A 26,067-nucleotide genomic window follows, 5' to 3' on the forward strand; every position below is an offset into this window, starting at 1 on the left:
GGACTAGCCTGGACATCACGTTAGTCCTCGTCGGAACCGGGGGAGGTGAAGCCATGGAAACCATCAGCCCAAAGCTCCTCAACTGGGCATCCATCCTTGACAGCAAAACCCGCGACCAGGCGGTGATGACGGCGGCCCTGCCGTTCATCTACCCGCACCTGGCCCTGATGCCGGACGCGCACTTGGGCAAGGGTGCCACCGTGGGTTCGGTGATCCCCACGCTCCGGGCCATTATCCCGGCAGCCGTGGGCGTCGATATCGGCTGCGGCATGATCGCCGTGCGGACCCAGTATTCGGTGAAGGACCTGCCGAAGGACCGTAAACGCCTCCGCGAGGATATCGAACGCGTCATCCCGCTGTCTGCGGGGCACAACAACAAGCAGATCATGGCCACCGCGGAGCCGCGGGTCGCGGAGCTGAAACGGCTGGCCGCGAAGGCCGGCTTCGACCCGTCACAGTACGTGGCCAAATGGGAGCTGCAGTTGGGGTCCCTGGGGTCGGGAAACCACTTCATCGAAGTCTCCGCAGACGAGCATGACGGCGTCTGGCTCTTCCTGCATTCGGGCTCGCGGGGCGTGGGGAACAAGATCGCCCAGCACCACATCGGGGTCGCCCAGCACGTTGGCCGCAAGCACCAGGTACACCTGCCGCATCCGGACCTGGCCTACCTGGACGAGGGAACGCCGCAGTTCGACCGCTACATCGCCGAGCTGCGGTGGGCCCAGCACTTCGCCCTGCTGAACCGCGAGGAGATGATGGACCGCGTCAGCACGTCGTTCGCGAGGTGGGTGGGCGGCGGCGTCCGGGAGCTGGAACGGATCAACTGCCACCACAACTTCACGGAGCGGGAGACGCACTACGGCAAGAAAGTCGGGGTGTCCCGCAAGGGGGCCATCAAAGCCGGCGACGGCGATCCCGGACTGATCCCCGGGTCCATGGGGACGGCGTCGTACGTTGTTGTTGGGCTCGGCAACGAAGCTTCGCTGCACTCTTCCCCGCATGGCGCCGGGCGCGAATACTCCCGGAACGCCGCGCGGAAAACGTTCACGCTGGAGGAACTGAAGCGGGCCATGCGCGGCATCGAGTTCCGGGCGTCCGAGGCCTTCATTGACGAAATTCCGGCCGCCTACAAGCCGATCGACCAGGTCATGCAGGACGCGGCGGACCTCGTGGCGGTGCGGCACAAGCTGCGGCAGCTGGTCAACGTGAAAGGCGACTGAGCCGTCATATCCCGCCAGGCATACGGCCAAATGTGACGCCAGATGAACGTGCGTGACCCCCCGTTTCCGCTTCGTTGAACGGGTTTGGGCCACTCCCTATGGTGAAACAATGACTAGTTCCAAGCCCGGGATGACCCGCATCGTGGCAGGCGAAAGCGCGGTTCCCAAGCGCAAGCGTGCCATCGAAGCCGCCCTGGCCATCGGGCTTGTCCTGCTGATCGCCGTCGGCGCCATTGTTGCCTCGAATATCTCGCGCAACACTGAGGCGCAGGCCGCGGAACCCACCCCCGCAGCGGAACTGAAGCTGGGCTATTTCGGCAACGTCACGCACGCCGCCGCGCTGGTGGGCGTGAAAAAGGGCTTCCTCGCCGAAGCGCTGGGCAGCACCAAGCTCAGCACCGAGACGTTCAACGCCGGTCCGGCCGCCATCGAGGCGCTCAATGCCGGCGCCATCGACGCCGCGTACATCGGCCCCAACCCGGCCATCAACTCCTTCGCCAAGAGCCAGGGACAGTCCGTCCGCGTCATCGCGGGAGCGGCTGCCGGCGGTGCGCAGCTGGTGGTCAAGCCCGGCATCATCTCGGCATCAGACCTCAAGGGCAAGACCCTCGCCTCCCCCCAGCTTGGCGGCACCCAGGACGTCGCCCTCCGCGCGTGGCTGTCCTCCCAGGGCTATAAGACCAGCGTCGACGGCAGGGGCGATGTGGCGATCAACCCCACCGACAACGCCCAGACCCTCAAGCTGTTCCAGGACGGAAAGCTCGACGGCGCGTGGCTGCCTGAACCGTGGGCATCACGGCTGGTGCTCCAGGCCGGAGCCAAGGTGCTGGTGGACGAAAAGGACCTCTGGGACGGTGCCGGAACCGGCAAGCCCGGCGAGTTCCCCACCACCATCCTGATCGTGAACCAGAAGTTCGCCGCCGACCACCCGGACACCGTCAAGGCCCTGCTGAAGGGCAACGCCGAGTCCGTGGCCTGGCTCAACTCGGCCCCAGTGGAGGAGAAGGCGGCCGTCATCAACGCCGGACTGCAGGAGTCCGCCGGCGCGGCACTGCCCGCCGATGTCCTTAACCGGGCGCTGGCCAACATCACCTTCACCCTGGACCCCCTGGCGGGCAGCTACCCCAAGCTGCTGCAGGACGGCGTGGAGGCAGGAACCACCAAGAAGGCCGATCTCAGCGGCCTCTTCGACCTCCGGGCACTCAACGAAGTCACCGGCAGCAGCAAGATCTCCGCAGCCGGCCTCGGCCTGGACTGACCCCACCCTCTACCTAAGGACGGCACCATGCCAGTCGTACTGGAACACCTGGGCAAGCGCTTCGGCGACGGCGCCCCGGTACTGGACGACGTCAACGCCAACATCGGACGGGGCGAGTTCGTCGCCCTCCTCGGTGCCTCCGGCTGCGGCAAGTCCACCCTCCTGAACATCATCGCGGGACTGGAGGCGCCGACGTCGGGCGCCCTGGAAGTGCCCAGCGACGGTGCCGCCTTCATGTTCCAGGACGCCGCACTCTTCCCCTGGCTTACGGCCCGCGAGAACATCGAACTGGCCCTGAAGCTGCGCGGTGTGGGCAAGGCCGAACGCCGCGCCAAAGCCCAGGAGCTCCTGGAATTGGTGCACCTGGGCGCGGCGGGGGACAAGCGCCCGCACGAGCTCTCCGGCGGCATGCGCCAGCGCGTGTCCCTGGCCCGTTCCCTGGCGCAGGACCGGCAGCTGCTGCTCATGGACGAGCCGTTCGCCGCCCTGGACGCCATCACCCGTGACCTGCTGCATGACGAGCTGGAGCGCATCTGGAAGGAAACCGGACGCACCATCGTCTTCGTCACCCACAACGTCCGCGAAGCCGTCCGGCTGGGCCAGCGCGTGCTGCTGCTGTCCTCCCGGCCCGGCCGTGTGGTCCAGGAATGGGCCGTCACCGAGGAACACCGAACCGACGCCGGGCTCGCCGGCCAGCTGACCGGGGTCATCACCGCCCGGCTGCGGGAGGAGATTCGCCGCCATGCCAAGTAACCCCAGCCCCGTTGTCGAGGAGAAGCCGGTGGCCGAATCTGTCGAAACCGGGTCCGCCGAACCCCGCGAGCATGTCCATGCCGCCCTGACCCGGACCTCCACCGGCAACGAGGACCTGCGGGAGCTCGAATCCGGGCTCGACTCGCTGCAGTCCGACACCGTCCGCAAGCACCGCATCGACTGGACCCGCATCCTCTTGCCAATCGCGGCCCTGGTGGTCCTGGTGCTGATCTGGCAGTTCTACGTCTCCCTGGGCCTCAAGCGCCGCGACCAGGTGCCCGGGCCCCTGGACGTGCTGAACCAGATGGGGGTTCTCTGGGGCGAGGGCAAGGTGCAGGAATCCGTGTGGACGTCGCTGCAGCGCGGCATCGTCGGGTTCGTGATCAGTGTGGCCATCGCCACCCCCGTGGGCCTGCTGCTGGCCCAGGTCGCTCCGCTGCGCCGCGCTTTCGGTCCGCTGATCTCCGGCCTGCAGGTGCTGCCGTCGGTGGCGTGGGTGCCGGCGGCCATCATCTGGTTCGGCCTCACCGACGCCACCGTCTACTTTGTGGTGTTCATGGGCGCCATCCCCTCCATCATCAACGGCCTGATTTCGGGTGTGGACCAGATCCCGCCGCAGTACCGCCGCGTGGGCACCGTCCTGGGCGCCTCACGGCTCCAGATGGCGCTGCAGGTCATCCTTCCCGCCGCACTGCCCGGCTACCTGGGCGGCCTCAAACAGGGCTGGGCGTTCTCCTGGCGCTCCCTGATGGCCGCGGAAATCATTGCCGTTGGCGGCACCATCGGCTTCGGCCTGGGCTCCCTGCTGGACCAGGGCCGCCAGCTCTCGGACATGGCCGTGGTGATGGCGGCGATCCTGCTGATCCTCGCCGTCGGCATCCTGATCGAGCTGCTGGTCTTCGGCCCCATCGAGAAGCGGCTCCTGCGCCGCCGCGGGCTCCTGGCCGGCAGCACCCGCTGACCCGGCCCGCTCCACACTTAAAGCAGAAAGCCCGACGGCGACCTCCCGCCGTCGGGCTTTCTGCTGTTTCCTGGGCGCGTGGCAACCAAAGAGGGGCACTTTGACACGGACACGCCGGGGAAAAAGCTTCCTGCCCATAGATTCCCCGCCAATGTGCCCCACGACGGCAGGGACGGACCTGCCCAAGAATCAATGGCAGACTGGCGCCATGACCGCCCGCTTCGTGTGCCGCACCGAGTCCCCGCTGCCGGTGGAGCAGTTGTTCGACCTGGCACGCAGCATCGACCTGCACCTGGACTCGCAAAAGGGTTCGGGGGAGCGCGCCGTCGCCGGTGTCACCAGCGGGTTGATCGGGGAGGGACAGGAGGTGACCTGGCGGGCCCGGCACTTCGGGATCCCGCTGAGCATGACCAGCCGCATCACCCACTTCGACTTTCCCCGCAGCTTCACGGATGAACAAGTCAAGGGCCCGTTCAAGGCGTTCCGCCACGTCCACGGGTTCGAATCAACAGCGGCGGGCAGCGTCATGACGGACCGCGTGGAGTTCGCCGCACCGCTGGGAGCCCTGGGGGTCGCCGTCGAGCGGTTATTCCTGGCCCGGTACCTTGAGCGGCTGATTGCTGCCCGTGGACGGTTCCTTGCCAGCAGTGCGCCTGGGAATACTTTGTGACGCAGCGTTACCTTGCGTGAACTGGTGTTGCTCGGCCTTTGTAGGCGATTGTGACGCGGCCCTACCGTTGATCCATGGCAATTCAGGATATTTACCCCACGGCGCTGCGGCTGCTCGGCCGCCCCGTGCTGGTGGTGGGCGGCGGCCCCGTTGCCGCCCGCCGTGCCAAGGGGCTGCTCGACGCTGGTGCCGTGGTCACCGTCGTGGCCCCGGTTGCCTCGCCCGCGCTCCGTGAAATGGCCGACGCCGGCCTGCTCACCTGGGCAGCGCGGCCGTATGATTCGAAGGATGTCGACGGCGTCTGGTTCGTCCAGACCGCCACCGGCGATTCGGAGGTGGACGCCAGGGTGTCGGCCGACGCCGAGGCGCAGCGCGTTTGGTGCGTCAACGCCTCCGACCATGAAGCCTCTGCCGCCTGGACCCCCGCCGTCGCTGTGGTGGACGACGTCAAGATCGCCATCAACGCCGGGGGAGACCCGCGCCGCGCCATGGCCCTCCGTGACGCGGTGGCCACCGCCCTGGAAACCGGCGACCTCCCGCTGCGCCGCCGCCGCGCACACCAGGGGAGCGTGGCGCTCGTGGGCGGCGGCCCCGGCGACACGGGCCTCATCACGGTCAAAGGCCGCAGGCTCCTGGGCCAGGCCGACGTGGTCGTTGCCGACCGGCTCGGCCCCCGCGAACTCCTGAACGAACTCGCCCCCGACGTCCGCGTCATCGAAGTGGGCAAAACCCCCGGCCACCACCCCGTGCCGCAGGCGGAGATCAACCGCATCCTGGTGGAGGAAGCCCAGAGCGGCCACCGCGTGGTCCGGCTCAAAGGCGGCGACCCCTACGTCCTGGGCCGCGGCGGCGAGGAAGCCGAATACTGCCGCCAGCACGGCGTCGAGGTCGAAGTGGTTTCGGGCGTCACGTCCGCCATCTCGGTACCGGCAGCAGCCGGCATTCCCGTGACGCACCGCGGCCTGGCCAAGGGCTTCAGCGTGGTAACCGGCCACGAGGAACTGTCCGAGGTTCCGGCCCGCCCGGACCACACCATCGTCCTGCTGATGGGCGTGGGCCAGCTGCGCGAATCCGCGTCCGCGCTGGGCGAAGCCGGCCTGCCGGAAAACACTCCAGTTGGTATCGTGGAGAACGGCTATCTGCCGAACCAGCGCGTCACCATCGGCACGCTCGGATCCATCGCAGACCAGGCCGACGCCGCCGGTGTGGCGAACCCGGCCGTGATTGTCATCGGTGACGTGGTGCGCGTGAGCCCGTTCGCGCCGTCGCACTTCAAAACCGCTGACTACAGCACCACCACCCCGAACAGCCCCCGCAAGCCCCGAGTCCTCACAACCTAGCCCCCACCCAACCAGGCAGAGCGAAGTGTCGTTTTGATCCCTCATCACGACACTTAGCGCTACCTGGTTGGGAAGGAACGAACAAAAGGAACACAGCCGTGTCATCAAGCACCACCGTAGGTTCTGCCGAACGTCCGCTCCGCGTCGCCGTCGTGGGCTCCGGCCCGGCCGGCGTTTACGCCGCTGACATCCTCACCAAGAGCGAAGCCGTCAAGAGCGGCGAGCTGACCGTCAGCATCGACCTCTTTGACCGCTACCCGGCACCCTACGGCCTGATCCGCTACGGCGTGGCCCCGGACCACCCGCGCATCAAGGGCATCGTCAACGCCCTGCACAAGGTCCTGGACCGCGGCGACATCCGCTTCTTCGGCAACGTGGACTACGGCACGGACCTCACCATCGAGGACCTCCGCACCCACTACGACGCCGTCATCTTTGCCACGGGCGCCATCAAGGACGCGGACCTGAACATCCCCGGCATCGAGCTGGAAGGCTCCTTCGGCGGCGCCGACTTCGTCTCCTGGTACGACGGCCACCCGGACGTCCCGCGCGAATGGCCGCTCGAGGCCAAGGAGATCGCCGTCATCGGCAACGGAAACGTGGCCCTGGACGTGGCCCGTGTCCTGTCCAAGCACGCCGACGACCTTCTCACCACCGAAATCCCGGAGAACGTCTACGCCGGACTGAAGGCTTCCCCCGTCACCGACGTGCACGTCTTCGGCCGCCGCGGCCCGGCCCAGGTCAAGTTCACCCCGCTGGAACTGCGCGAGCTGTCCCACTCCCACGACGTGGACATCGTCCTGTACCCCGAGGACTTCGAGTTCGACGAGGAATCTGACCGCCAGATCCAGACCAACAACCAGACCAAGACCATGGTGGGCACGCTCACCAACTGGATTGCCGAGCAGCCCGAGGACCTCTCCGAGCTGAAGGCCTCCCGCCGCCTGCACCTGCACTTCCTGCACAGCCCGGTGGAGATTTACGACGACGCCGAGACCCCCGGCAAGGTGGCAGGCATCAAGTTCGAGCGCACGGAACTGGACGGCACCGGCAACGCCCGCGGCACCGGGGAGTTCGTGGACTACCCGGTCCAGGCCGTCTACCGCGCCATCGGGTACTTCGGCTCCGCCCTGCCCGACGTCGAGTTCGACCACAAAAAGGGCGTCATCCCGAACGACGGCGGCCGCGTTCTGGATGCCTCAGGCACCCACGTGCCGGGTATCTACGCCACCGGCTGGATCAAGCGCGGACCCATCGGCCTCATCGGCCACACCAAGGGCGACGCCCTCGAGACCGTGACCTACCTGCTGGAGGACCGCGAAAACCTGCCGGTTGCCGCGGCACCCGCGGAGGACGCCGTCGTCGAACTCCTCGATGCCCGTGGCGTGAAGTTCACCAGCTGGGAAGGCTGGCTGGCGCTGGACGCCCACGAGCTCGCGCTCGGCGCGGCAGCCACCGAGGCCGGCGGTTCGCACGGTGTCGACGTCAAGCGTGAGCGCATCAAGGTGGTGCCGCGCGAGGACATGGTGGACATCTCCCGCGACGGCGTGGCCGCGCAGGTCTAGCAGCCCTATCACGAGCGGGGAACCGCGGAGCCTTTGGTTCCGCGGTTCCTGCTTTTAACCCTGCCGGGCTATTTTCCCGCGCCGCCGACAGCCATCAGTTCCAGCCTGCGGAGGGTCTCCCGGTTTCGCGCCGAGATCAGGGGGTCGCGGAGGAACTTGGGCACCAGCTTCCCCGGCCCGCGGATGGCGTCCTCGGCGATGGTCACTTTGCAGCCATCGCCGAGTTCCTCAACGGTGATGTCCACCTTGGCCTCGCCCATCGGCCAACCGCGGGCGACAAGTTCCAGCGAGCGGCCCGGCTGGACGGCGGTCACCTTCGTGCTGTCGTCGATCACCAGCGGCCAGGCACCCACGGAGTGGTGCAGCCGCGCGCCCACCTGCGGCCATTCGGCGTCCACATCGCGGATCCGGGAGGCGCCCACCACCCAGCCGGAATACAGCCAGCCGTCGGCGATGACGCGCCAGACGTCGGCCGGCGGGGAGTTGAACTGCTGCGAAACGGTGGACATGGTGTTCCTTCCGGTTGCGGTAGTGCTTTCACGGTCCGGGTGCGTTTGCCCACCTGGGCCGTATACGACGGCGGGAGGTGCGGGCCGCTGGGCCGCGCGGTACGACGGCTTCCGCAGGCGCCGGGTCCACCCGTAGACCTGTGCCCCGGGCGGTTGGTTCCCCAGCGGATCGAAACGCAGTGCGGTGTCCGACGGATCGGCGCCGGCATGCAGCCGCAACTCCCCGCACTCGCGCCACGGCCCTGCAGGGGTAGCCCAGTACAGTCCCAGCACCCAGTCCCCGGAGGCCAGCGAATCCTGCGGAAGACTCCGCGTGCGCAGGCCCAGCAGCACCGGGCCCATCCGGCCGCGGTACGGCATGAGGGTGGTCATGCCGGCACCTGCAACGCCCAACCGCGGCCTCAGCAGGAACCGCCCCGGCAGCTGCCAGCCGGTGGAGGCGAAGAGGACATCCGCCGGTCCTGCGCTGGCCGGGCCTGAAGGGGTGACCCGGAGCGCCAGCCCCAGGATGTCCGGCAGCATCTCCGGCAGCCCCACCGAGCGGGAGTACCGCGCCTCAACCTTGTCCGTCCCGGCGGAGTCCAGCCAGTCGATCCCGCTGGGTGCCGCCGGGCTGCCGGTCCGGGTGAGTTCGCCGGTGAGGCCCAGCCCATGGGGATGGATGGGCCGGTCCGGCCGGGCAAGCTTCAGGAGCCGGAACAGGGAGGCGAAGGCCTGGCCGGCGGCGCCGGTGGCGGCGGGGGCGTCGCCCAGGTGCTGGGTCATACTTTCTCCCTACCCATAATCGCCACGGCTACATGCGTCCGAACCTGGCCCGGATCAGGGCGAAGATCCCGTACGCGATGAACCCCGCGCCGATGGCCACCAGCAGGTACGGACCCAAAGGATGGTCGCGGAGGGCCTTCAGGCTGCCGTCCAGGCCGGTGGATTCCTCAGGGCTGCGCTTCGCGGCGGCGATGATGAACAGCAGTCCGGTGAGGCCCAGCGCGATGCCTTTGGCGGCGTGCCCCACCACGCCCAGGCTGTCGATGATTCTGCCCCGCCTCGTTCCGTTGAAGTGGAAAAGCTCCTCCTTCTTGAAACCGCGGGTGACTCCCTTGACCACGAAATAGACGCCGATCCCGATGATGGTGAGCCCCACCGCCACGAGTAGCCACAGTCCCAGCGGATGACCCATCAGGGCGGCGCTGAAGTCGCGCGTCCTGTCCCCGGAGTCCCCGCGAAGCCCCACAGCGAACCCGGCAAAGCTGAGCCCCACGCTGCCATAGGCGATGGCGAGGAACCCCGAGGAAATCAGTTTGGCCAGGCGTTCCTTGCGCGGTTCGCCGCGCATTCGGAGGGTGGCCTCGCTGGCCTGCCACAGTGCCAGCCCGAAGCAGCCCGCCACGCAGGCCCACATGACCGCCGGGCCCCACGGGTTGTCCGCCAGCTGTGCGATGGCACCCGTGGCCTCGGCGTCCCCGGGGTGCCCCAGGGCAATGGCGATCGCGATGGCGCCAACAATGATGTGCAGCAGTGCCATGACGGCGAAGCCCAAACGGGCCAGGACGTCCAGGACCTTGTGGTTGGATGCCTCCTCGACGGCATCGGCCGCCTGGCTGAGCATGGATTCGCCGTCGGACAAGGGTCAGCCGTTCATGGGCCCTTCGGCCCGCAGCTTTTCGGCTCCGGGTCCCTCGACATGCACCGTACAGCGGACCACCAGCCGGCCCGGTGCGTTGTCCAGTTCCACCAGGGAGTCGTCCCCGCTGAGGACGGTGAACACTTCGGAGCCCGCCACTACGCCCACACCCTTCGCCTTCGCTGTTTCGCTGGCGTTCCCGAACGCCTCGCGCTGCAGGCCCTCCACGTAGTTTCCGTCGTCTTCACGGGCCGGGTCCCCGAAAGCCCAGCCGAACAATGTCCCTGTGTTTCCCATGGCGACGATATTACGCGGTCGGCCCCGTTCAAGACGGGCTTTCTTAACATTAGTAAGTGTGCTTACCATGGGCGCACCATACCTTGATGGGACAGGCAACAGAAGCCCGCACCTGCGGCAACCGGAACAGTTCACAACGTTAGGAATGCACAACATGGCAGGAAATCTCATCGCCCGTTCGGTTCACGACCTGACGGCAGCGGCATGGTTCGGCGGATCCCTGATGGGCGCCGTCGGATTGAACGGGGCAGCGGCCCAGGCCAAGGACCCCGCCGAGCGCACGCGGCTTTCCAGCGCCGGCTGGATGAAGTGGGCTCCGTTCCAGACGGCGGCATTCGCCTCCCACCTGGTGGCGGACCTCGCCATCGCCTGGGAGAACAAGGGCCGCATCGCCAAGCAGGAAGGCGTGGCGCGGGACACCGTCATCAAGACGGCGGTGACGGTAGTGGGCGCCGCAGTGACCCTTTACTCCGGCATCCTGGGCAAGAAGGTGGAGAAGCTTTCGGGCGAGGGCGCAGAGGGTGCCACCGAGCCGCACGCTGCAGCCTCGGACGAACTGAAGGCCGCCCAGCAGCAGCTCAAGATGCTGCAGTGGGCTATCCCGGGATTCGCCGCACTGGTGATCATCCTTGGAGCCAAGCACGGGGAGATGCAGCGTCCCAAGAACGTGTTCGCGGGCCTGCGCGGCGACTAGCAGTCAATAGCCGTCCAACGGCAATGTAAGGCGTACGACGACGGTCCGGCACCCAGCTTGAGTTCTAGCGGTCGTTGCAACACCCATAGATTTTGGGAGTTGCAACGACCGTGCCGCATTTAAGCGAAATTTCAGCGGAGTCCCGGAAGTACGCGAGATCGACTGTTCAGCAGAGGGAAGAGTTCTTCCGGGTTTTTGACCGACTCGGAAGTGCGACATTGGCCGCGGCAGAACTGGGTTTGAACCGGAACAGCTGCTATCAGTGGCTCCGCAAGGCTGGCCTCACTTCCGGGAACACCGCATCAACCCGGGCGGCAGCCAGAGCCAAGTACACGCCCGAACAGAAACGGGAGTTCTTGTCCGTTCTCGAGCGGGAAGGGAGCGTGACTGTTGCCGCAGCTGAAATCAGCCTGAATGTAAACACCGCGTTCCGCTGGGCACGCGAGGCGGGCATTTCCAGCCGACCGGTGAGTCATCGCAGGCGGGTGGAGTACCTGCGCCTACGGGACCAAGGACTGAGCCGGCGCGATGCGGTCAAGGTGCTGGGCGTTCCCCGCAGCAGTGCACGGGAGTGGGAGCTTGGGGTGAGGAAATCGGGCGGTCGACGCATTTATCCAGCTGGACAGAGAGTGCACTACAACCATGTTGTGGATTCTTCGACACTTCCTGCCGTCCCCGACAATAGGCAGCAGACCCGCCCTGTATCGATCTCGGTGCTTGAACGGCCCCTTGACCCGAGGTTTCTGTCGCTGCAAGAACGCGAAACCATCCGGGACCTGAACGCCGCTGGGGCTTCGGTACGTTCAATCGCGGCAGTGTTGCAGCGATCGCCGTCGACCGTTAGCCGGGAAATCACCCGTAACGGCCACCCGGGCGTTGGCTACCAGCCGTATGCGGCGCAACGTCAAGCTGCCTCACGCCGCGCCCGGCCCAAGATCGCGAAACTCGCTGGTGAATCGGACCTGAGCAACTACGTGAAAGAGAAACTGCTCATACGCTGGTCTCCGGAGCAGATCAGCCACACCCTGGTCGACGAGTTCCCCGACAAACCGGAGATGCGCGTGAGCCCAGAGACGATCTATCAAGCCCTCTACATCCAGGCCCGGGGCGGCCTCAAACGCGAGGTCGCAACTGCCCTGCGGACGGGCCGGGCCCGCCGCAAACCCCACAAGGATCCACAACAACGCCAGTCACGGTTCGTGGATCCGATGGTCATGATTTCCGAACGCCCGCCCCAGATCGAAGACAGGGCCGTTCCCGGGCACTGGGAAGGCGATCTCATCACCGGGGCGAACAACCAATCCGCGATCGCCACGCTCGTGGAACGCACCACCCGCTACGTGATGCTCGTCCACCTTCCCGGCGACCACACCGCGGAAACCGTCCGCGACGGACTAATCAACACCATGTCCACCCTTCCGGCGCACCTGCGCGGCTCCCTGACCTGGGACCAAGGCGCGGAAATGGCAGCCCACAAATCCTTCAGCCTCGCCACCGACATGGACGTCTACTTCTGCGACCCGGCCAGCCCCTGGCAGCGCGGCTCGAACGAAAACACCAACGGGCTACTGCGCCAATACTTCCCCAAAGGAACCGACCTGTCCGTCTACGGCCCCGAAGACCTCGAACACGTCGCCCAGGAACTCAACGGCCGCCCACGCAAAACGCTCGACTGGAAAACTCCAGCCGAGCGTCTGCGTGATTTACTACTAACCACCTAACCAGCAGGTGTTGCAACGACCCCTAGAATCCGCCCAGGTGCCGGACCGTCGTCGTGCGTGGCTCCCTGGGGTCAGACGGGCTGGGTGTTGGCCGGCGGCAGGTCCGGGTTCATGTCCTTCAGGTCGGGATCTTCTGCCGTCCACACCTGGATGATGGCCCACGCCACGGCTGCCAGCGGCACGGACAGCACTGCCCCGACGATCCCCGCCAGGATCGTGCCGGCGGTCAGTGCCATCAGGATCACCAGGGCGTGCAGTTGCAGTGACTTGCCCATGACGATCGGCTGCAGCAGGTCGCCCTCCAGTTGGTTGACGGCGACGACGACGGCCACCACGATCAGCGCAACCACCGGCCCGTTCGCCACCAGCGCCACCAGGGCTGCGAGGATGCCGGCGATGGTCGCGCCCACGAGCGGGATGAACGCGGTAATGAAAACAACGATGGCGAGTGGAATGGCCAACGGGACCTGCATGATCAGCAGTGCAGCGCCGATGGCGACGGTGTCCACCAGTGCCACGATCGCGGTGCCGCGCACGTAGCCGCCCAGGACCTCAAGGGTGCGGCGGCCTGCCCGGCGCAGCTTTGCCTCGCGCTGCCCGGAGAAGGGGCGGAGGAAGAAGTTCCAGATCTTGGCGCCGTCCTTGAGGAAGAAGAACAGGATCACCACCATGAGGCTGGCCCCGGCGATGAACTCGGTCACGACGGATAATCCGGTGACGGCGCCGGAGCGCACTTGGCTGCTGGTGGCGAACTGCACCACGGCTTCGCGTGCCTGGTCGAGCTGGCCCTGCTCAAGGGGGATGGGCCCGGTCAGCAGGAACTTCTCCAGCTCGTCGAGGCCGGACGATGCTTGTGCCGCCAGCTCGCCCCACTGGTTCCGCACCGAGAAGTAGATCACGGTGGAGACGCCTGCCAGGATCGCCAGCAAGGCTACGAAGGCGATCCCGGTGGCCACCCCGCCGGGCAGCCCGCGGCGGCGGAGCATGTTGACGAACGGGCCGATGGCTGCCGCCAGGATCAGTGCGATCAGGAGCGGGATGACCAGGAGTTTGACCTGCATCAGGGCGAAGACGGACACGGCGGCGACCGTCAGGATCAGCAGGACCTGGGCTGCGCGCGTGCCCACCCTGCCCAGGCCGTCAGACCAGAGCGCCGCCGGTGGCATGGCTGCCTTCGCGCCAGGTGTGGCGGCCTCCGCGGCGGGCGGGTTCGCCGCCGGCTCCGCGCCGGCCGGGTTCGCCGCAGGCTCTTTACCGGCGGGCTGCGCCGGTTCGGGCCAGCCGGCCCGCTCTGGTGGGGAGGTGCGTGCTGGTCTCGACATGGAAACTCCTCAATCATCGGCGGTGCCTGCCCGCGCTGCGGGCGGCCACGGATACCCCGGTCAGATAGTAAGCCTACTGACTGGTTTCGGAGGATGTAACCGCCGTCCGCGCAGGGGCTATTCGGCGAGCCACTCCGCGCAGGAGTTGAGGTTCCGGTTCACAGTGGCAACCGCGGCGTCCTCGTCCCGTTGGCCGATGGCCTCGAGCAGCGCTTCATGCCCTTCCCGGGGGAGCCCGTTGAAGCCCGGGCGGCGATGCTGCGCCAGGAGGTCCTGCTGGAACACGGTGCCGAAGCTGGCGTAGAGCTCGTGCAGCAGCGGGTTGGCGGAGGCCTGGGCCACGCGCACGTGGAAACCCCAGTCGGCTTCCGCCCAGGCTTCGAAGTCCCCGTTCCTCCAGGCATGGTCCCGGGTGGCGAGGAGTGCGCGCAGGGCCGTGACGTCGTCGTCGGTTGCGTGCCGGGCGGCCAGCCGGGCCGCCTGGGTGTCCAGCCCCAGCCGGACCTCGAGGATGTGTTGCTCGGTGTGGTCCTGGTACATCCTGCGGGCAGCGCCGGACATCTCGCTGGTGGCGCGCACGTACGTCCCGTCGCCGCGGCGGACCTCCAGCATGCCGCCGTGGGCCAGGGCCTTGACCGCTTCGCGCAGCGTGCCGCGGGACACTCCCAGCCGGGCCATAAGCTCGGGCTCGGACGGAATGCGCTGGTTCAGCGCCCACTCGCCCGAATGGACCATCTCCCGCAACTTGGCGGTGACTTCGTCGGCAAGCGGCGGGCGCACGGAGGGACTCAGGGACATCTACCTGCCTCCTGTAAACGCGCGGCCGGTGAGCAGGTGCGCCACCACGATCTGCACAGCGGCCAGGCCCAGCAGCAGGGCCAGGGGGAGGGCCCACCCGCCGGTGGCACTGTGCAGCAGGCCCATCCCGAAGGGGCCTGCCGTTGCCAGGAGATAGCCGGTGGACTGTGCCAGCGTGGAGAGGGCGGTGGTTTCGGCGGTGCTCGTTCCGCTGCGGCTGATCATTACCATCACCAGCGGGAAAATGCCCAGGCCGAACCCCATCAGGATGGCAGGGATGACAGCCAGGCCCGTGGGCAGGAGGAGCAAGGCGGCAATGCCTGCCAGCATGGTGATGCTGACCAGGTAGAACGCGGGGCGCAGCATCCGTGGACGGGACCCGATGGCAATCAGCACCATGCCGGCCGGCACGGACACCAGCTGCATCACGCCAAACATCAGCCCGCTCTCCGAGGCGCTCAGGCCCATGGTGGTGAGCATGTACGGGAACCAGCTCAACAGCGCGTAGGCGAGCAGTGCCTGCAGGGTGAAGATGGCGGTCAGGAGCAGGCCTTTGCGGCTGCGAAGCAGCGGCCAGGGGGGGACGTGCCGGGCAGTGGTGCGCACGGTGCTGCGGTGGGCGTGCAGTGCCACCGGAAGGAACCCGAGGAAGGCGGCCACGGCGGCGATGCCCACGGCGCCGACAGCTGCCGACGCGGAGCCGAGCGCCTGGGCCAGGGGCACTACGGCCACAGACGTGAGCGTGCCGCCGGTGGTCATGGTCACCGTGTAGACCGCCGTCATGAGGGATGTGCGGGCGGCGAAGTGTTCCCGGATGAAGGACGGCATGGCCACGTTGCAGACCGCCAGGCCGGACATGCCCACCACGCTGCCCGCGACCAGCATCCCGGTGGACGGGATGGCACGGAGCAGGAGCCCGCCTGCCAGCATGGCCAGTGCCAGGAGGATGGCCTTTTCGACGCCGACCCTGCCGGTCAGCCACGACGTGGTGGCCCCCGCCATGGCGAAGCACAGCGTGGGGATGGAAGGGATGATGGCCGCCACCAGCGCGCCGTAGCCCAGCACAGCCTGGAGATCGTGCAGCAATGCCGAGGCGCCCGTGATGCCCGCGCGCAGGTTCAGTCCGATCAGCACCAGTGCGATGACGCCGAAGACGACGGCGGAGCGCGGCTTGGTCCGCGCTGATGCGGGAGCAGGGGACGCCAGCGGCGCCGCTGCAGGGCTGCTCGGGGCGGAAGCGGGGGAGGGTGGAGTGGCGGACATACCCTCCAGCCTAAAGGTTAGACGTTTGATGTTTGAGGTTTTGTGGCCAAGCTCTCCCGGCCTGCCGGGCCCGGGGAATAGACTGCCAAGGGGCCGGCGGAAGGCGTGGTCCGGACCATGCCGACGTGTGGAAGGGTGGCTGTGGAGGCTTCCGAGGGACTGGAGATCGAGAAGAAGTACGACGTCGATGCAGGCGCCACGGTGCCGGCGCTGGAGCACGCGCCCGGCGTGGCGCGGGTGGGCAAGCCGCACACCGACGTCCTGGAAGCGGTGTACTTTGACACCGACCGGCACACCTTGGCGGCCCGGCGCATTACGCTGCGGCGGAGGACCGGCGGCAAGGACGCCGGGTGGCACCTGTTGCTGCCGCCGCATGCTGCCGCCCCCGATGAAGTGCCCCAGCGGAGGGAACTGCACGCACCCCTGGGCCGGCCCGACGTCGTGCCGGACAGCCTGCTCACCTACCTGCAGGCCTACCTGCGCGGCGCGGTCCCGGCTCCGGTGGTCCGGTTGGAGACCCGCCGGACCACCCATCCGCTCTACGGCGACGACGGCGTGCACCTCGCCGACCTTGCCGACGACCAGGTCACCGCCGAGCGCCTGGACGGCGGAAACCGCCCGGACGAGCAAGGCAATGCAGGCCCCGGCGAGGACCGCCGGCAGCAGTGGCGCGAATGGGAGCTGGAGCTGGTGCACGGGGAGCCCGGCCTCTTCGCGCCCGTGGAGGAACTGCTCATGGCCGCCGGGGCCCGGCCTGCCGGCCACGCCTCCAAGCTGGCCCGCGCCCTCGGCGGCGGCAAGGCGTCGAGGAAGCGCGCCGCCGAAGGTCCCGCGGACGCCGGTGCCGAAAGCAGCCGTCCGCTCCTTGCCGGAAAGCGCGCCCCGGCCGCCGCCGTCGTCACCGTTTATGTGGCGGCGCAGCTGGACGAAATCCTGGCCAATGACGCCGGCGCCCGGCTGGAGGACGCCGAAGCCGTCCACAACATGCGCTCCGCCGCCCGGCGCATCCGCTCGGTCCTGGCAGCGTATGCCAAGCTGTACCGCGCCTCCCCGGTACGGCGGCTGCGCGACGAACTGCAGTGGCTGGGCAGGGTCCTCGGTGAACCCCGCGACGCCCATGTCCTGCGTGAGGACCTCCGCGGCCAGCTGGGCGGGCTGCCGCCGGGGGAGGGCGCCGCCGCTGCCGCGGAGCGGGTGGAGCGGCGCACCGGTGAGGATTTCGATGCCGCCTACCGCCTCCTTCAGGATGCGCTGGGGTCGGGGCGCTACTTTCGGCTCCTGGACAAGCTGGAGGACTTCCGCGACAACCCTCCCGTGCGCGCCGATGCCGTGAAGTCCGGCCAGCGCGCGGCGGCGAAAGCGGTGGACAAGTCCGCCAAGCGGCTCCGGCGCTCGCAGAAAGCCGCCCGGGATGCCCGGCGCGGCGCGGACCAGGAACGTGCCCTGCACCAGGTCCGCAAAGACGCCAAGCGGCTGCGCCACGTGGCGGAGACCGCAGCCCTGGTCCGGGGCAAGCGCGCCGGCAAGGTGGCCAAGGCGGCGCGCCGGCAGCAGAAGATCCTGGGCGGCTTCCAGGACGCCGTGGTGGCCCGCAGCCTGCTGGCCGACATCGCCGCGGAGCATACCGAACCGGCCACCGCAGCGGTGTACGCGGGCCTGCTCGACAGGCAGGAGGAACGGATGCTGTCGGCGCAGGCCAAGTACCGGAAGGCCCGGAAGAAGTCCCGCGGCCTGCTCCGCAGCGGGGTCCTCTGAGCCCTGCTGTCGCCGGCGCCTACTTGCCCTGCCGCGCGGACAGCCGGGCCACCGCCAGCGCCAGCCAGAGCTGCACCCGGTCCGCGGTGACCGAGGGGTCGTACCCGGTCAGTTCGGTGATCTGCGCCAGCCGGTACCGCACGGTGTTCCGGTGCAGCGTGAGTTCCTCCGCCACGGCCGCCACTGAGCCGTTGTTGTTCAGGTAGCTCTCCAGGGTGGTCATCAGTTCTGCGCCGTGCGCCGCATCGAAGTTCCGCAGGGGATTCAGGGACTCGTGCGCCATGTCCGCCAGCGGCACATCCTCGCTGGCGAGCAGCAGCGACGTCAGGCTCAGCCGCTCCGGCTCATTGACCGGCAGGCCGTGGCTGGCGGCGTCCCGCGCCTCGAAGTAGCTCCAGCGCAGCCCGTTCGGCTTGGTGTACGCACCGCCGATGCCGATCGTGGCGTGGATGCCCGCCTCAGCCAGGTGGTCGCTGAGCTTGCGTGCCAGCGCAGGTGCCGCCCCGCCGTCGTCATTGACCACCAGCACCAGGTCCTTGCCCACGACGGCGGCCACTGCCTTCTCAAGTTCCTGCGGGACCGAGGTGCTGCCCAGTGCCTTGCCGTGCGCCGCCGACACCGCCAGCAGCACCACGTTCTTGCGGGTGCTGTTCACGCCCACGCCCGCCAGGCGGCGCTGTGCCTCGCTCGTCTCCAGCGCCCCGTGGATCACGTCCTCAAGCACCTGCCCGCACAGGGCGCGCTGGGCCTGGCGCTGCTTGACCATGTTGTTCAGCTCCACGCTGATCAGGTTCTGCGCGTAGCCGATGATGCCCGTGTCCTCGAAGGGCTGCCGGATCCACAGCGTGCAGGCGTCACGCCGGCCCGTGGGGACCGGGTAGCTGGACCAGGAGTCCGCGGACGGGCTGGCTTTGCTGCTGTTGTACAGCTGCGCCGTGAACTGGGTCAGCGCGACATCAGTGCGCAGCATGCCGCCCAGGTTCTTCAGCAGCTCGGCCAGGCCGCCGCCGGTCAGGAGGGCCCGGGCCAGCACCTGGTGGCCGGCGATCAGCCGCTCCAGCTTGGCGTAGTGGTCCGCCGACTGGGCGTCCGCCACCAGCTTGGTGATGGCGATGAACGGGGTTTCGTAGGGGACCTCCACCACCGGCAGGCCCCAGCGGTTCGCCTCTGCCAGCAGCGCCGGCGGCACGGCCTCATGCGAGAGCCCCACCCCGAAGCCGATGCCCACCGCGCCGGCCCGCTGCACCTGCCGGACGAACCGCCGCTGCTCGGGGGCCGAACGGAGCCGCAGGCCGGTGGTGAGGACCAGTTCGCCGCCATTGAGGAACCGCTGCGGATCCTCCAGTTCGGTCACCGCAACCCAGTTGATGTCCTGGTGCCAGGTGGTCTCCGCGATGCCTGCCTTGGACAGGTGCAGCGAGGTCACGCCCACCAGGGCGGCAAGGGAAATGGCCATAAGGAAAGGATAAACGGCTGCTGGGCAAGCGCACTAAAGCACGTCGACAAGGGTGTGCAGGTGGCTATTCACCGGGGCCTGGTGCTGGCATAGGCTCGAGGCAGTTCCATCCATCCGTCCTGGTCCATTCGCTCCGGTGCCGATGGCTCCTAGAAAAGAGGTTGCACACTGTGGTCCAAACCTTGCAGAACTTCATCAACGGGAAGTTCGTCACCCCCGCCGGCACCACCCTGCTGGACGTGGTCAACCCCGCCACCGGCGACGTGGTGGCGCAGGCACCTGTCTCCGTCCAGGCCGATGTGGACGCGGCCATGGCGGCGGCGAAGGACGCCTTCAAAACCTGGAAGCACGTGACGCCCGGCCAGCGCCAGCTGATGCTGCTCAAGCTCGCCGACGCCATTGAGGCCAACAGCGACGAAATCGTCGAGGCCCAGCACCGCAACACCGGCCAGGTCCGCTCGCTCATCGCCTCCGAGGAAGTGGCCGCCGGCGCCGACCAGCTGCGCTTCTTCGCCGGCGCCGCCCGCATCCTGGAGGGCAAGTCCGCCGGCGAGTACTTCGAGGGCCACACCTCCTACGTCCGCCGCGAGCCCATCGGCGTGGTGGCCCAGGTGGCTCCGTGGAACTACCCGTTCCTGATGGCCATCTGGAAGATCGGCCCCGCCCTTGCTGCCGGCAACACCGTGGTCCTCAAGCCCTCCGACACCACCCCCGAGTCCACCCTGGTGCTGGCCCGCCTCGCCGGGGAGATCCTGCCCGCCGGCGTCCTGAATGTGGTGCTGGGCACCGGCGAAACCGGGGCGATGATGGTGGAGCACAAGGTCCCCGGCCTGGTGTCCATCACCGGCTCCGTCCGCGCAGGCATTGCCGTTGCCTCCGGCGCCGCCAAGGGCCTCAAGCGTGCCCACCTGGAGCTCGGCGGCAAGGCCCCTGCCATCGTGTTCAAGGACGCCGACATCAAGAAGAGCGCCGCAGCCATCGCCGAGTTCGCGTTCTTCAACGCGGGCCAGGACTGCACCGCCATCACCCGGGTGCTGGTGGAGGAGTCGGTGCACGACGACGTCGTGGCCGCCATGGTGGAGCACACCCGGACCCTGCACACCGGCTCGCAGAACGACGAAGACAACTACTTCGGCCCGCTGAACAACATCAACCACTTCAACGCGGTGACCTCCGTGGTGGAGAACCTGCCGGCCAACTGCCGGATCGAGACCGGCGGACACCGGGCGGGAGAGAAGGGCTACTTCTTCGAACCCACCATCATCACCGGCGCCAAGCAGACCGACGACGTGGTCCAGAAGGAAACGTTCGGCCCGGTCATCACCGTGCAGAAGTTCAGCACCGAGGAAGAAGCGGTGGCACTGGCCAACGACGTGGACTACGCCCTGGCCTCCAGCGTCTGGACGACCAACCATGGCACCGCCATGCGGCTGAGCCGCGACCTGGACTTCGGCGCCGTCTGGATCAACACCCACATCCTCCTCACCGCCGAAATGCCCCACGGCGGGTTCAAGCAGTCCGGCTACGGCAAGGACCTCTCCATGTACGGCGTGGAGGACTACACGCGCATCAAGCACGTCATGTCCGCCCTCGACGCCTGATTTCCCACCACCAGCACTGAAAGTAACCCCATGACCACCACCGCATCTGACATCACCTACCGCCTGGAGCAGAAGCGCCGCGTCCAGGCCGACTTCCCCGGCCCCAAGTCCGTAGCGCTGACCGAACGCCGCAAGGCCGTGGTCGCTGCCGGCGTCGCCTCCAGCGTCCCCGTCTACGTTGCCGACGCCGACGGCGGCATCATCCACGACGTCGACGGCAACTCCTTCATCGACCTCGGCTCGGGCATCGCCGTGACCAGCGTCGGTGCGTCCGACCCCGCCGTCGTGGGTGCCGTCAAGGAAGCCGTGGAGCACTTCACCCACACCTGCTTCATGGTCACCCCCTACGAAGGCTACGTGGCCGTCGCCGAGCAGCTGAACCGCCTCACCCCCGGCGACCACGAAAAGCGCACCGTCCTCTTCAACTCCGGTGCCGAGGCAGTGGAGAACGCCATCAAGGTGGCCCGCCTCGCAACCGGCCGGGATGCCGTCGTCGCGTTCGACCACGCCTACCACGGCCGCACCAACCTGACCATGGCGCTGACCGCGAAGGCCATGCCGTACAAGACCAACTTCGGCCCGTTCGCGCCAGAGGTCTACCGGATGCCCATGAGCTACCCGTACCGCGAGGAAAACCCTGACATCACGGGTGCCGAGGCCGCCAAGCGGGCCATCCTCGCGATCGAAAAGCAGATCGGCGGAGACCAGGTTGCCGCGATCATCATCGAACCCATCCAGGGTGAGGGCGGGTTCATCGTCCCGGCCGAGGGCTTCCTGCCCGCCCTGGCCGCCTGGGCCAAGGAAAAGGGCATCGTCTTCATCGCCGACGAGGTCCAGTCCGGCTTCTGCCGCACCGGCGAATGGTTCGCCGTCAACCACGAAGGCGTCGTCCCGGACATCATGACCCTGGCCAAGGGCATCGCCGGCGGCATGCCGCTCTCCGCCATCACCGGCCGCGCCGACCTGCTCGACGCCGTCCACCCCGGCGGCCTGGGCGGCACCTACGGCGGCAACCCGGTGGCCTGCGCCGCCGCGCTTGCCTCCATCAGCTCCATGGAGGAGTACGACCTCGCCGGGCGCGCCCGCCATATCGAGGCAGTCGCCACGGCCCGCCTGCGTGGGCTGCAGTCGGAACTGGCCGCTGCCGGTGCCGGCGTGATCGGCGACGTACGCGGCCGCGGCGCCATGCTCGCCGTCGAACTCGTCCAGGCCGGTTCCAAGGAACCGAACCCGGAACTGACCAAGGCCGTTGCTGCCGCCTGCCTCAAGGAGGGCGTCATCATCCTCACCTGCGGCACCTACGGCAACGTCATCCGCCTCCTGCCCCCGCTGGTCATCACCGACGAGCTGCTGGCAGACGGCCTGGAGGTCCTGGCCGCCGCCATCAAGGCACACGCCTAAACCGGAACGACTCCCTCCGGCAACGCCACGAAGGTGGGCACCGCGGCTGCGGTGCCCACCTTCGTGGGTTGAGGTGATGGGTTGCCGTACGACGCCGGCCTGCACGAAGGGCCGCGTCAGGCGGCCGGGTGCAGCAGGGCTTTGCGGGCCAGCGAGTTCCTGCGTGCCGTGCCCAGCATGTCCAGGGTCAGCATCACCAGGGCGAGCCACACCACGCCGAAACCGATCCAGCGTTCAACCGTCATGGTTTCGCCAAATACCAGCAGTGCCACCAGGAACTGCAGCACGGGCGCGAAGTACTGCAGCAGGCCGATGGTGGTCATCGGCAGCCGCCGGGCGGAGGCTCCAAAGAACACCAGCGGGACCGCGGTGATCACGCCGGACGCCAGCAGCAGCCAGAAATGCCCTGCCCCATGGGACATCAGCGTCGAGGTGCCGGAGGCCGCGAGGACCACCATCGCCACCGCCGCCAGCGGTGCCAGCACCATGGTCTCCACGCTGAGGCTGGTGACGGCATCCACTTTCGGTCCCACGCGCTTTTTCACGAAGCCGTACAGGCCGAAGCTAAAGGCCAGCGTCAGCGCGATCCACGGGAGCTGTCCGTAGGAATAGGTCAGGACGCCCACCGCCACAAAGCCGATGCCGACGGCGGCCCACTGCAGCGGGCGCAGCCGCTCCTTCAGCACGAACACCCCCAGCAGCACCGAGACAAGCGGGTTGATGAAGTAGCCCAGTGACGTTTCCACCGCCTGGCCTGTAGTGACGCCGTAGGTGTAGGTCAGCCAGTTGACCGCGATCAGGAACGCCGCCAGGGCCAGCGAGCCAAGGATGCGCCGGTCCCTGAGCGCGGCCGCAAACAGACGCCAGGACCTGGTCACGGTGATCAGGAGTGCACAGAACAGCAGCGACCACACCACGCGGTTGGCTACGATCTCGACCGCGCCCGCCGGCATCAGGATGAAGAAATACAGCGGCAGCAGCCCCCACATGACGTACGCGCCGATGCCGAACAGCATGCCCGCCGTCGTATCCCCGCCCACCTGCTTGGGGCCCGCCTGGATGGGGCCCGCGGCAGCTGCCTTGGCCCCGCCGGGTGCTGCGCCAACCTTGGCAACGGGGGCGGAGGTGGCTGCGGGGCTGGCGGGGGTTCCTTCGGGTGTTGGCACGGAACCCATAACACCAGCCGGGGGACAGGTATTCCGGGCAGGCACGCGGGCATTCCGCAAAATAGTCAGTAGGCTTGCTTTCATGACACGTGCCCTCCGGCCGGAATGCGCCCCATGAGGCTCCGGCGCAGCAACGCCTCGGGCCGCGGCTACCGCAGGGTGGCCGCCGGCAAAGGCTTCAGTTACCGGGACCTGGACGGCTCCACCCTGCCACCGGGGCCGGTCCGCGACCGCCTGGAGAGCATCGGCATTCCCCCGGCGTGGACCGACGTGTGGATTGCCCCCTTCGACAATGGCCATATCCAGGCCACGGGCCTCGACGCGGTGGGCCGCCGCCAGTACATCTACCACCCCGAGTGGCGCGAGCGTAAGGACAGGGTGAAGTTCGACCGGTCCCTGCAACTGGCCGAATCCCTGCCCGCCGCCCGCCGCCGGGTCACCATGGACCTGCGCAGCGATGGCTTCAGCCGCGAACGCGTCCTGGCGGCGGCCTTCCGGATGCTGGACAGCGGGTCCCTGCGCGTGGGATCGGAGCGGTACACGAACGAGAACGGGAGCCGCGGCCTGGCCACCCTGCTGTGCGCCCACGTCCAGGTGCGCAAGGACAGGATCACGCTGCGGTTTCCGGCCAAGAGCGGCAAGGACTGGGAATCGGAAATCCGCGATGCCGACCTCGCCGCCCTCCTGCGCCTGCTCAAGCGGCGGGGGTCCAACGCCCGGCTGCTGGCCTACAAGGACGGGAGGACCTGGCGTCCGGTCACCAGCGCCGACATCAATGCCTACGTGAAGGAGCGGACCGGCTCCGACTTCACCGCCAAGGACTTCCGCACGCTGCGGGGGACCGTGGCCGCGGCGGCCAGCCTGGCACGGACCGGTGCGCAGCGGACGGCCGCCAAGCGGAAACGCGCCATCAGCCGGGCCATGTATGAGGCCGCGGAGACGCTGGGCAACACGCCTTCCATCGCCCGCAAAAGCTACGTCGACCCCAGGGTGCTGGACCATTACCACGCCGGGGAGACCATCGACCCGAAACGGCTTGATTCGGCGGAAGCCGAACTCCGGGCCCTCCTCTACCGGGAAGGCAAGGTGGTCGCGCTGGCCGCGAATTAGCATGGCCGCCAACTGGAATGGCGCCGAACTAGAATGGCACAGAACTAAAATGACACAGTGCGCGGCATGCTGCTGCGCAGCAGCACGAAACCTCGTGCAGGACCAGTTCAGAAGGGCTCCCGGTGTCCAACCACAGCGAAACTGCCGCCAACCGTCCCCTCCGCGTCGCCATCATCGGCGCCGGACCGGCAGGAGTCTATGCTGCTGACATCCTCACCAAGTCCGGCGGCGTGAAGGACGGCGACTTCCAGGTCAGCATCGACCTCTTCGAGGCCTACCCGGCGCCGTACGGCCTCATCCGGTACGGCGTGGCCCCCGACCATCCCCGCATCAAGGGCATCGTCAACGCCCTGCACAAGGTCCTGGACCGCGGCGACATCCGCTTCCTGGGCAATGTGACCTATGGCCGTGACCTCACCCTCCACGACTTCCGCGCCTTCTACGATGCCGTGATCTTCTCCACCGGCGCCGTCAAGGACGCGGACCTGGGGATTCCGGGCATTGACCTCCAGGGTTCCTTCGGCGGCGCCGACTTCGTTTCCTGGTACGACGGCCACCCCGATGTACCGCGCGAGTGGCCGCTGGATGCCAGGGAGATCGCCGTCATCGGCAACGGCAACGTGGCCCTGGACGTGGCCCGCATGCTGGTCAAACATCCCGAGGAACTGCTCAGCACCGAGATTCCGGACAACGTCTACCAGGGCCTGAAGTCCTCGCCGGTGACCGACGTGCACGTCTTTGGCCGCCGCGGCCCGGCCCAGGTCAAGTTCACCCCGCTGGAACTGCGGGAGCTGAGCCACATGAACGACGTCGACATCGTGCTGTACCCGGAGGACTTCGAATTCGACGAGGCCTCCGACGAAGCCATCCGCACCAACAACCAGACCAAGACCATGGTGAACACCCTCACCAACTGGCTGGTGGAGGAACACGCGGAGTCCGAGAACCCTTCCTCCCGAAGGCTGCACCTGCACTTCCTGCACAGCCCCGTCGAGGTGCTCGACGACGGCACGGGCAAGGTGGGCGGCATCAAGTTCGAACGCATGCAGCTGGACGGCACCGGCAACGCCAAGGGCACCGGCGAATACGTCGAGTACCCGGTCCAGGCCGTCTACCGGGCCATCGGCTACCACGGCTCCCCGCTTGACGAACTGGAATACGATGCCAGGCGCGGCGTCATCCCGAACGAGGGCGGCCGCGTCCTGGACGCCTCCGGCACCCCCGTTCCCGGCATCTACGCCACCGGCTGGATCAAGCGCGGTCCCGTGGGACTGATCGGGCACACCAAGGGCGACGCCCTTGAGACCATCGGCTTCCTGCTCGAGGACCGGCTGCACCTCCCGGCGGCACAAAACCCGGATCCCCAGGCCATCATCGACCTGCTTGAGGAACGCGGCATCGAATACACGACGTGGGAGGGCTGGAACAAGCTCGACGCCCACGAGGCCGGCCTGGGCCAGGCCTGGACCGGGCCCGAAGGCCTGGACCACGTGGTGCGCGAACGCATCAAGGTGGTGCCGCGCGAAGAGATGATCCGCATCTCCCGCGGCTAACCCCCGGAGCACGCAGCCCAAAACCCTAGGCGC

Annotated in this window: 22 protein-coding genes; 14 read left to right on the forward strand and 8 right to left on the reverse strand. The window is 67.8% G+C overall.

Annotation, left to right across the window (positions count from 1 at the left end):
• The first annotated feature begins 53 nt into the window (after positions 1-53).
• The 7 genes from AC2JAJ_RS12990 to AC2JAJ_RS13020 all read left to right on the forward strand — a co-directional run bounded on the left by AC2JAJ_RS12990 (position 54) and on the right by AC2JAJ_RS13020 (position 7,767).
• Positions 54-1,220: an RtcB family protein gene (locus tag AC2JAJ_RS12990; RefSeq protein WP_486415546.1), complete on the forward strand. Its 1,167-nt coding sequence runs from the start codon at positions 54-56 to the stop codon at positions 1,218-1,220.
• A 130-nt stretch (positions 1,221-1,350) separates the two neighbouring features.
• Entirely contained in the window at positions 1,351-2,478 is a 1,128-nt protein-coding gene (locus tag AC2JAJ_RS12995) for an ABC transporter substrate-binding protein (RefSeq protein ID WP_486416688.1), read from the forward strand.
• Between the two features lie 27 nt (positions 2,479-2,505).
• Complete coding sequence (locus AC2JAJ_RS13000) at positions 2,506-3,231, forward strand: ABC transporter ATP-binding protein (RefSeq protein WP_221386355.1); 726 nt, start codon at positions 2,506-2,508, stop codon at positions 3,229-3,231.
• The gene (locus tag AC2JAJ_RS13005) at positions 3,221-4,192 is read left to right on the forward strand and encodes an ABC transporter permease (protein ID WP_486415545.1); all 972 of its coding nucleotides are present in this window, start codon (positions 3,221-3,223) and stop codon (positions 4,190-4,192) included. Before AC2JAJ_RS13000 ends, AC2JAJ_RS13005 begins: the two co-directional genes overlap by 11 nt.
• 208 nt (positions 4,193-4,400) lie before the next feature.
• Positions 4,401-4,862, forward strand: coding sequence for an SRPBCC family protein (locus tag AC2JAJ_RS13010; protein ID WP_486415544.1), 462 nt, complete (start codon positions 4,401-4,403; stop codon positions 4,860-4,862).
• Between the two features lie 74 nt (positions 4,863-4,936).
• A complete protein-coding gene (gene cobA / locus AC2JAJ_RS13015; RefSeq protein ID WP_486415543.1) occupies positions 4,937-6,202 on the forward strand; it encodes a uroporphyrinogen-III C-methyltransferase in 1,266 nt (421 codons plus the stop codon).
• Between the two features lie 98 nt (positions 6,203-6,300).
• Positions 6,301-7,767: an FAD-dependent oxidoreductase gene (locus AC2JAJ_RS13020; RefSeq protein WP_486415542.1), complete on the forward strand. Its 1,467-nt coding sequence runs from the start codon at positions 6,301-6,303 to the stop codon at positions 7,765-7,767.
• 68 nt (positions 7,768-7,835) lie between these two features.
• Here AC2JAJ_RS13020 and AC2JAJ_RS13025 read toward each other — a convergent pair whose 3' ends face one another.
• From AC2JAJ_RS13025 to AC2JAJ_RS13035, 3 genes are read right to left on the reverse strand one after another with little or no spacing between them, the layout of a single operon-like run.
• Complete coding sequence (locus tag AC2JAJ_RS13025) at positions 7,836-9,041, reverse strand: SRPBCC family protein (protein WP_486415541.1); 1,206 nt, start codon at positions 9,039-9,041, stop codon at positions 7,836-7,838.
• Between the two features lie 28 nt (positions 9,042-9,069).
• On the reverse strand, positions 9,070-9,900 hold the full coding sequence (locus tag AC2JAJ_RS13030) for a DUF1206 domain-containing protein (RefSeq protein ID WP_486415540.1): 831 nt from the start codon (positions 9,898-9,900) through the stop codon (positions 9,070-9,072).
• A gap of 3 nt (positions 9,901-9,903) precedes the next feature.
• Positions 9,904-10,194 carry a hypothetical protein gene (locus AC2JAJ_RS13035; RefSeq protein ID WP_486415539.1) on the reverse strand — a complete coding sequence of 97 codons (291 nt, stop codon included), beginning with the start codon at positions 10,192-10,194 and terminating at the stop codon, positions 9,904-9,906.
• Positions 10,195-10,348: 154 nt separating this feature from the next.
• Here AC2JAJ_RS13035 and AC2JAJ_RS13040 point away from each other — a divergent pair, with 154 nt between their 5' ends.
• Positions 10,349-10,888 carry a hypothetical protein gene (locus AC2JAJ_RS13040; RefSeq protein WP_486415538.1) on the forward strand — a complete coding sequence of 180 codons (540 nt, stop codon included), beginning with the start codon at positions 10,349-10,351 and terminating at the stop codon, positions 10,886-10,888.
• A gap of 515 nt (positions 10,889-11,403) precedes the next feature.
• Entirely contained in the window at positions 11,404-12,609 is a 1,206-nt protein-coding gene (locus AC2JAJ_RS13045; protein ID WP_473697588.1) for an IS30 family transposase, read from the forward strand.
• A gap of 71 nt (positions 12,610-12,680) precedes the next feature.
• Here the strand turns inward: AC2JAJ_RS13045 and AC2JAJ_RS13050 are convergent, their stop codons facing one another.
• The 3 genes from AC2JAJ_RS13050 to AC2JAJ_RS13060 all read right to left on the reverse strand — a co-directional run bounded on the left by AC2JAJ_RS13050 (position 12,681) and on the right by AC2JAJ_RS13060 (position 15,992).
• A complete protein-coding gene (locus AC2JAJ_RS13050) occupies positions 12,681-13,931 on the reverse strand; it encodes an AI-2E family transporter (protein WP_486415537.1) in 1,251 nt (416 codons plus the stop codon).
• 117 nt (positions 13,932-14,048) lie between these two features.
• Entirely contained in the window at positions 14,049-14,729 is a 681-nt protein-coding gene (locus tag AC2JAJ_RS13055) for a FadR/GntR family transcriptional regulator (RefSeq protein WP_486415536.1), read from the reverse strand.
• The gene (locus AC2JAJ_RS13060; RefSeq protein WP_486415535.1) at positions 14,730-15,992 is read right to left on the reverse strand and encodes an MFS transporter; all 1,263 of its coding nucleotides are present in this window, start codon (positions 15,990-15,992) and stop codon (positions 14,730-14,732) included.
• A 141-nt stretch (positions 15,993-16,133) separates the two neighbouring features.
• Here AC2JAJ_RS13060 and AC2JAJ_RS13065 point away from each other — a divergent pair, with 141 nt between their 5' ends.
• Positions 16,134-17,747 (forward strand): CYTH and CHAD domain-containing protein, encoded by a 1,614-nt coding sequence (locus AC2JAJ_RS13065; protein ID WP_486415534.1) that lies wholly within the window; start codon positions 16,134-16,136, stop codon positions 17,745-17,747.
• Positions 17,748-17,766: 19 nt separating this feature from the next.
• Here AC2JAJ_RS13065 and AC2JAJ_RS13070 read toward each other — a convergent pair whose 3' ends face one another.
• Positions 17,767-19,203, reverse strand: coding sequence for a PucR family transcriptional regulator (locus AC2JAJ_RS13070; protein ID WP_221386365.1), 1,437 nt, complete (start codon positions 19,201-19,203; stop codon positions 17,767-17,769).
• Positions 19,204-19,373: 170 nt separating this feature from the next.
• Here AC2JAJ_RS13070 and AC2JAJ_RS13075 point away from each other — a divergent pair, with 170 nt between their 5' ends.
• Both AC2JAJ_RS13075 and gabT read left to right on the forward strand, forming a co-directional pair.
• Positions 19,374-20,804, forward strand: a complete 1,431-nt coding sequence (locus AC2JAJ_RS13075) for an aminobutyraldehyde dehydrogenase (RefSeq protein ID WP_473696601.1) — start codon at positions 19,374-19,376, stop codon at positions 20,802-20,804.
• A gap of 30 nt (positions 20,805-20,834) precedes the next feature.
• Positions 20,835-22,205: a 4-aminobutyrate--2-oxoglutarate transaminase gene (gabT, locus tag AC2JAJ_RS13080; RefSeq protein WP_486415533.1), complete on the forward strand. Its 1,371-nt coding sequence runs from the start codon at positions 20,835-20,837 to the stop codon at positions 22,203-22,205.
• 116 nt (positions 22,206-22,321) lie between these two features.
• On the opposite strand, the gene rarD is transcribed toward gabT, so the two are convergent.
• Positions 22,322-23,380, reverse strand: coding sequence for an EamA family transporter RarD (gene rarD / locus AC2JAJ_RS13085; protein ID WP_486415532.1), 1,059 nt, complete (start codon positions 23,378-23,380; stop codon positions 22,322-22,324).
• 105 nt (positions 23,381-23,485) lie between these two features.
• Between rarD and AC2JAJ_RS13090 the strand changes: the two genes are divergently transcribed.
• Both AC2JAJ_RS13090 and AC2JAJ_RS13095 read left to right on the forward strand, forming a co-directional pair.
• Entirely contained in the window at positions 23,486-24,481 is a 996-nt protein-coding gene (locus AC2JAJ_RS13090) for a DNA topoisomerase IB (protein WP_221386369.1), read from the forward strand.
• A 122-nt stretch (positions 24,482-24,603) separates the two neighbouring features.
• Entirely contained in the window at positions 24,604-26,034 is a 1,431-nt protein-coding gene (locus AC2JAJ_RS13095) for an FAD-dependent oxidoreductase (RefSeq protein ID WP_486415531.1), read from the forward strand.
• Positions 26,035-26,067: the final 33 nt, after the last annotated feature.

It is taken from the genome of Arthrobacter sp. MOO21 (genome assembly GCF_057369995.2).